At 65.8% G+C, this 6,990-nt stretch carries 7 protein-coding genes; 6 read left to right on the top strand and 1 reads right to left on the bottom strand.

Annotated features, from left to right (window positions below; translation table 11 throughout):
- Window positions 1-389: 389 nt before the first annotated feature.
- Window positions 390-1,406 carry an NAD-dependent epimerase/dehydratase family protein gene (locus ACFFJD_RS05525; RefSeq protein WP_382361973.1) on the bottom strand — a complete coding sequence of 339 codons (1,017 nt, stop codon included), beginning with the start codon at window positions 1,404-1,406 and terminating at the stop codon, window positions 390-392.
- A gap of 96 nt (window positions 1,407-1,502) precedes the next feature.
- On the opposite strand from ACFFJD_RS05525, the gene ACFFJD_RS05520 reads away from it, so the two are divergent.
- From ACFFJD_RS05520 to ACFFJD_RS05495, 6 genes are all read left to right on the top strand, one after another.
- Window positions 1,503-2,294 (top strand): nuclear transport factor 2 family protein, encoded by a 792-nt coding sequence (locus tag ACFFJD_RS05520; protein WP_382361971.1) that lies wholly within the window; start codon window positions 1,503-1,505, stop codon window positions 2,292-2,294.
- A 156-nt stretch (window positions 2,295-2,450) separates the two neighbouring features.
- Window positions 2,451-2,891: a YtoQ family protein gene (locus tag ACFFJD_RS05515; RefSeq protein ID WP_382361969.1), complete on the top strand. Its 441-nt coding sequence runs from the start codon at window positions 2,451-2,453 to the stop codon at window positions 2,889-2,891.
- A gap of 78 nt (window positions 2,892-2,969) precedes the next feature.
- The gene (locus tag ACFFJD_RS05510) at window positions 2,970-3,344 is read left to right on the top strand and encodes a carboxymuconolactone decarboxylase family protein (protein WP_382361967.1); all 375 of its coding nucleotides are present in this window, start codon (window positions 2,970-2,972) and stop codon (window positions 3,342-3,344) included.
- Window positions 3,345-3,511: 167 nt separating this feature from the next.
- Window positions 3,512-4,648, top strand: coding sequence for a phosphotransferase (locus ACFFJD_RS05505; RefSeq protein WP_382361965.1), 1,137 nt, complete (start codon window positions 3,512-3,514; stop codon window positions 4,646-4,648).
- 44 nt (window positions 4,649-4,692) lie between these two features.
- On the top strand, window positions 4,693-5,136 hold the full coding sequence (locus ACFFJD_RS05500) for a VOC family protein (protein ID WP_382361963.1): 444 nt from the start codon (window positions 4,693-4,695) through the stop codon (window positions 5,134-5,136).
- 244 nt (window positions 5,137-5,380) lie between these two features.
- On the top strand, window positions 5,381-6,781 hold the full coding sequence (locus ACFFJD_RS05495; protein ID WP_382361961.1) for an HNH endonuclease signature motif containing protein: 1,401 nt from the start codon (window positions 5,381-5,383) through the stop codon (window positions 6,779-6,781).
- Window positions 6,782-6,990 lie beyond the last annotated feature (209 nt).

Here is a 6,990-nt window from a genome sequence, read left to right as displayed (position 1 = left end):
CCCCGCCACCGGAATCGAGGTAAACGCCGACACCACCCACGAACTCAGCGCTTAACCAGCACCAACGAAGGATCGCAGCGCTACACCACTACTCGGGACTTGACCTCGGGATCTGGCTAGTCGCGGAAGAGTTTGTCGACCAAGCCGCCTTCGAAGCACACCAGCAACGTGTGGCAGCGAGCGCCTGGGGCCATGCCACCGCCGCGATCAGACGCGATTACACGATTAGCTGAGCCTGGCGGACGTCACGAGATGAGTGACGACCGCTGGACGGGTCTGGGAGCGAGCGCCCCCATCGTCAAGAAGGTCGCGGCTTCTCGATGACCAAGCAGGTCTTCGCGCGGGGTGCCGCCAGGGTCGTACCAGTTGTCGAAGCGCGCTGGCGTCGGTCAGGCAGAGACGAGCTGACTGTGCGTGGCGGCCCCGCGGCTCAGCAGTCCCGAGGAGACCAACTGAGCTGCGAAGTCACCGATGGTCTCGTCGGTCGGACGTGGGTTGTGGCCCAGCTCGGTCACTGCCTTGCGGCGGTCCACGGTCGGAGACTCGGTCAGGGCGGCCAACGAGGCGCGGGTGAGTACGTCTGAGCCCAAAGCATTGGAAATCGGCTCGACCACCGGCATGACCGCCGACAGCGCCGATGACGGGAAAGTCACCATCGGACCGCGACGACCGCAGCGTCGTGCGGTGGCGCGCACCAGATCGGACAACTGGTGGTAGTGCCCGCCCAGCAGATAGTTCTCCCCGGTCCGGCCCTTTTCGCCGGCCAACACCAGGCCGGTGGCGACATCGCGAACATCGACGAAGTCGAAGCCGCCACGGATGAAGGCCGGGACACGGCCGCGCGCCGCATCTCGCAAGATCCCGTTGACTCGGGACATGGGGACCGGGTCGATCGGACCGATCACCGCGGTGGGATTGCAGATGACCGCGTCCAGTCCCTGGTCGACGACGGCGCGCAGCTCCACTTCGCCCTGATACTTGGAGCGGTCGTACACCGGCAGCGCGGGATCGACGGAGCGGACGGACTGCTCGTTCATGTCGCCCACCAGCGAATACTGGTTGTAGGAATGAATCGAGCTGCAGTGCACCATTCGGCGGACACCGGCGTCGAGAGCGGCCTGCGCGACTACCCGCACGCCCTCGGTGTTGATACGCCAGGCCATCTCATTGCGGTGGGCCAGGGTGATGACCGCCACCAGGTGGTACACCACTTCGACGTCCGCTAGCGCTGCGCGCATGGCAGCGGGATCCAGAATGTCGCCGACAACGGTGGTCACGTTCGGTCGGACGTCGGTGCGGGGGTTGGGGGCCTTGTCGATCGCTACGACGTCATGGCCCTCTGACGCGAGGATGTTGACCAGGTTGGTCCCCACAAAACCGGTGGCACCCGTGACGGCAACCTTCATCTCATCTCCCGACGTTTCCGCATGTCCCCAGCGCGATGTCGCGTGGAGTGTGATCCATGTCCTATGTTAGAACGTGTTCTAGTTTGTGGAAGGTAGGTGGCTTTGTCAACCAAGCAGGGTCTGCTCACTGCGTCCGGCGGATCGCCCGCGGCTGTGGCGCGGCACGATAAGGGAGGGTGGCTGGCGCTCTTCGGGCAACCGGGCCTGGTCAACGACCCGGTCGGATCCGCACCGCATCGGGGCGTCGATCAGCTGTCGGCCTTCTACGACACCTTCATCGCGCCCAACGACATTCGTTTCGAGGTGCACCACGACATCGTGTGCGGACACGATGTGGTGCGCGATGTGACCCTGGAGATCGGGATGAGCGAGGCCGTGCGATTGCGGGTGCCCGCGCACCTGCGGTACGCCATGACCGCCGACGCGCGCATCGACGGGCTCTACGCACATTGGGAGTTGCTGCCGATGGTGGGGCAGCTGCTGGCCAACGGAGTGCCGGCAGCCGGCGTCGGTGCGCGGCTGTCCGGTGCGATGCTGCGGAATCAAGGCTTCGGTGGAGCGCTGGGCTTCGCGCGGGGCTTCGCCGGGGTGGGTTCGCGGGCTAAGCGACGGAGCGAGGACTTCCTGGGGGCACTCAGCGCCGGAAACCACGTCGATGCGTCGGCGCACCTCGCTCCGTCGTGCTCGCTGCGTTTCGGCGGTGCAGCTGTCCCGGAGATCGCTGAGATGGCCGTGCGGATGCGCGACTGGAAGGTCGGCAAAGTCATCGCCGCGGGCAACGTCGTCTCGGCGACGATGGAATCCGCTGGCGGGCCTGCGGTGGTGATGCTCGAATACCGTCGACGGGCCATTGTGTCGATGGTCGTGTTCATCGACGACGACAACTGACGACTGAGGTACTTCAGTCTCCCGGGACGCTGTGGGTTGCGCACTGCGACTTCGCTCGCTCCCTGTGGCGGTGAACTGGCACTTTCCGCCGGAAGAACTAGGGTGGGTGGGGCGTCTGACCACCCGATTCTTCACCTTATAGAGGAGCCTCGAGCAATGAGTTTTTCTGTCTACCTGTCCGGCGAGATTCACACCGACTGGCGCGCGGAGATCGAGCGCGGTGCGAAGGCCGCCGGACTGGACGTGGTCTTCACCTCGCCGGTGACCGACCATCCCGCGAGCGATGCCGCCGGAGATGTCCTCGGCGCCACCGAGAGTGGGTTCTGGCGTGATCATCAGTCCGCCAAGGTCAACGCCATTCGTACGCGCACCCTGATCGCCCAGAGTGACATGGTCGTCGTGCGCTTCGGGGACAAGTACAAGCAGTGGAACGCCGCTTTCGATGCCGGCTACGCCGCCGCGCTGGGCAAGCCGTATGTGACCCTGCACGACGAGAACATCGTCCATCCGCTCAAGGAGGTCGACGCCGAGGCCCAGGCCTGGTGCACCACCACCGACCAGGTGGTGGAGATCCTGCGGTACGTGCTCAAGGCGTGAGCTCATGAACCCGGGCAGCACAGACCCGCAAGCTCGACAACGACAGCCATCCCCGGCGCCAGTGGAGAAGGAGTCACCGTGGAACTGAGCATGGAGAAGGGCAACCAGTTCGTCGAAGAGACGCAGTCACCCGAGGGTGCTGCGGCGTGGAAGCAGCAACTCGATGAGTTTGCTCCCGGCGCGTCGGACTGGGTAGTCGGTGCCGTCTTCGGTGGCACGTATCAGCGCGAAGGGCTCCAGCTTCGCGATCGGCAGATGCTCAACATGGCGGCCCTGGCCGCGATGGGTGGGACCGAACCCCAGCTGACCGGTCACATCAAGACGGCCGTCGACGTCGCCGGCATGACCAAGGAAGAAGTCGCCGAGTGCTTCGTGCACCTGATGCCGTACATCGGTGTGCCGAAGACCCTCGCGGCCATGCGCTGCATGAAGGCGGCGTTCGGCGACCAGTAGTACCGCCGTGCCGGACGTTGCGGGCCCTCGGGTCAAGCTCCCGATTGACTATTCCGTTCGCGCGCGGCTCAGCAACGCGCGCGGGAACGGAATCGTCAATCGCGAAGCGTCGTACATTTGCTTTACGCTGGATCCGTAGGAGTGGTCCGCTGCGGTCGGAGCATGTCATGGCGATCGATCTGGAAGTCCTCGGATCGGCGACGGTGTCCGAGGAGGCGCTGTCGGCCATGCTCACGCGCCGATGGGGGACGCGCTCGGTGGCGCTGCTGAGTGCGCATGCCGCGGAGTTTCCCTACGACGTTCCCTCGCTGACCACCGCCGGGCGCTTCGCTGTCACGGGAACCGCGCTCGTCGACGACGTCCAGCGCGAATTCTCGTACTTCGTCAAACACATCCGTGAGTGGTCGCTGTCTCCGGAGTTCGCCTTCGTTCCGGTGGAAATCCGTAAGTGGGCGCGGACCACGGTGCCGTGGCGGACGGAGGCGGAGGTCTATTCGTCGGATCTCGCGGCGGAACTGCCTCCGGGTTTGGTGATGCCGGACGCGATGGTGCAGGCGATCGACGATTTGTCGTACGCGGTGTGGCTCGAGATGGTGGACGTCGACCAGAGCGAGTGGGACCTGGAACGGTATGCCGAGGCGGCCCGGCTGCTCGGTCGGTTCGCTGCGTCCGGCGCGGTCCGGGCCGTCGCAGAAACCGTCTCGCATGACTTTCGGATTCAGTCGTACGTCGAAGGCAGGGTCCGGCACGACGTGCTCCCGGTCCTCCGATCCGATGTCTGGGACCATCCGACGTTGACCGCGGACTTCGGTGAGCTTCGCGGGCCGATGCTGGCGGCGGCGGAGCGGGTCGATGCCATCGCCGCGGAGTTGGCCGCGATGCCGCACCTGGCCGCCCACGGGGATGCGTGCCCCAACAATCTGCTGGTGCGGCCCGACGGAACGGGCTTCACGTTGATCGATTTCGGCTACTTCCGGTTGCTACCGGTGGGGTTCGACCTGGGGCAGTTGCTCATCGGAGACGTACAGCTCGGCAAGCGGAACGCAGACGATCTCGCCCGGCGGGATGCCGTCATCGTGGAGGCGTACGCCGACGGCTTGGCGGACGAGGGCGAGTCGATCGACATCGAACTGCTCGAGCGCGCGCACGCACTGCAGCTCATGCTGTTCAGCGGGCTGTCTGCGGTGCCCGTCGAACTGCTCGACCGTGACCCCGACGAGGGAGTGCGGCGCCTCGTCGCCGCGCGCGCTCGGATGGCAGCGCACAGCTTGCGGCTCATGGAGACCACCGCGACGTCCGAGTGAACTGCCCGAACACAACGATCGACGCCACCGACGGAGACGAGCAGATGAGTATCAAACTGGAGAATGTCGCGATCGCGGTGCGGGATCTGGACGCCGCGATCGCGTTCTTCACCGACCTCGGCCTCACCGTGCTCGGCACGGACACGGTGCGCGGGGAATGGGCCGACACCGCCGTCGGGCTCGACGGCAACCACGTCAAGGTCGCGATGCTCGCCACTCCGGACGGGCTGGGCCGGCTCGAGCTCTTCGAGTATCTCCATCCCGCAGCGATCGACACCGAGCCGACCCGGCCGAACGAGATCGGGATGCACCGCGTCGCCTTCTCGGTCGACGACCTCGACGGCGCACTGGCCATCGCGGCTCGGCACGGCTGCTACCCGCTGCGGGGCGTGGCGCGCTACGAGGACGCCTACAAGCTCACCTATGTCCGCGGTCCGAGCGGGATCATCGTCATGCTCGCCGAAGCTCTGACACAGTCCCGCGAATAGGTGACGGCTGGTTCGAGTTAGCCAGGTCGAGTGAGCCAGCTCGAGTGAGACGGATGGGTAGGTGGGATTTCCACAGATTCATTCGCACTCGCGTTCCTGTCGTACGTGAGAGATAACATAGACGTAGTCGAGATGGGATCAACGATTCCAAGCTCGCGGAACACGAGTGGCTGGGTGACCGATCGTCGCCGGCTCGACCGGTTCCACTGCTATTGGCTTCTCATGACCTTCAGGAGTGGGCGTCATGGACGCAGCAACTCTCACCGCCTTCGCTGATCTGCTGAGCGATGACCTCACTATCCCGGTCGGTACCGACATCGATGCGCCGGCGAATCTGGGGCAGTTCTTGGCCCGGGCGCGGGCGGTGGACGATGACCGCGAGCTACTGGCCGTGACCGCGGCGGTTCTGCGGTTACGCAATGTGGCCGACTACTCGGTGGCCGCGACGTGCGCGGCGATCGAACGCGTGGGCCTGCCGGCCCGGAAGCATGTGCGGTCGGGCGCGGCGATCCTCTCCGAGCTCGGGGCGGCGCCGGCGGTGGCCTATCGCGCGGCGCGGCTCGGTCAGGCGATAGTCGACGAGAACCTCGTCTCGGTGATCCGTGGCCTGCGCGATGGGGCGGTGTCGGCGGAGCAAAGCGACGCTGTGGCGTCCGGTCTCGGGCACGTCACAGGTCGGGTGGAGCTGCCCGACGACGATCGCCGGAAGATCGTGCATTCGCTGATGGTGCAGACCTCGCCGGCGCGGGTGAGAGAGAAGGCCCGGGCCTGGGCGATCAAGCTGGCACCGGAGGTTCCGGCGGACGGGGAGGTTCCAGTCGGCGAGCGTGACGATCTGAACGAGATGACGCTGAATCGGACCGATGACGGGAGGGTGGCGGTGACGATCGACTTCGACATCGTGGCTGCCGAGGAATTGAGTGCGGCGTTGGATCCGTTGACGCGGCCGGTACCCGAGCCCGATGGTTCTGCGGATCGGCGGTCGGCCAAGCGGCGGCGTGCCGATGCGATGGCTCAGGTGATTCGCACGTATCTGTCTCATTCGGAGCGGCCCGAGTCCGGGGGTGTGTTGCCGCACGTCACCTTGTCGGTGCCAGCGGCGGTAGTCATCAACGGGCAGGTACTCGATTCCGGCGCGGGACTTGGTGCGGGACAGACGATTTCAATCCCGATGTCCGAGGACGACACGGCGGTGCGGTGGCTCGGATTCGGCGGACCCATTTCGGCGCGCACCGCGGAGTTGATCATGTGCGAGGCGTCAGTGGCCATGGCGCTGCTGGACGACAACGGTGTGCCGCTGAATGTGGGCCGGGAGAAGCGGCTTTTCACGCCGGGTATTCGCAAGGCGCTGGTCCTACGGGACCGTGGTTGCGCCTTTCCCGGTTGCGGTGTGCCGCCGTCGTGGTGCGACGGGCACCACGTGGAGCATTGGGAGCAGGGCGGGGTGACGAGTCTGGACAACGGTGTCCTGCTTTGCCGCCGGCACCACACCGTGATTCACCACGGTGGGTGGGAAGTGTTCATCGGCCGGGATCGGCAGCCGTGGTTCATCCCGCCGGCCGATCCGGAGCATCCGAAGCGTCGTCGTGAACCGATCCGGTCGAACGCGCGACGAACCTTGACCTTGTCGACCAGCGCTGCGTGAGGCGCGTGAATCCAGTGCCGGGAGCGGTTCCCGGCGCGATGTGTTGTTTGAAAATTTCATAGTGTGCCTGCCATGGGGCGGGCCCGGGAGGTCACGGGGACCGCTCGGGCCCCGCCGGGGGCGACCGCACCGAGGATCAGGATGGGGGTGACCATCCGGTGGCCTCGCCACCTATCCACCCGGTCCGGCCTTCGATTCCCGTGCGGCAA

Origin of the sequence: Gordonia phosphorivorans, from assembly GCF_042432625.1 — a bacterium.
Classification (GTDB): domain Bacteria; phylum Actinomycetota; class Actinomycetes; order Mycobacteriales; family Mycobacteriaceae; genus Gordonia; species Gordonia phosphorivorans.
The sequence above is the reverse complement of the archived record's forward strand: the minus strand, read 5'-3'. Positions and strand labels throughout refer to the sequence as shown.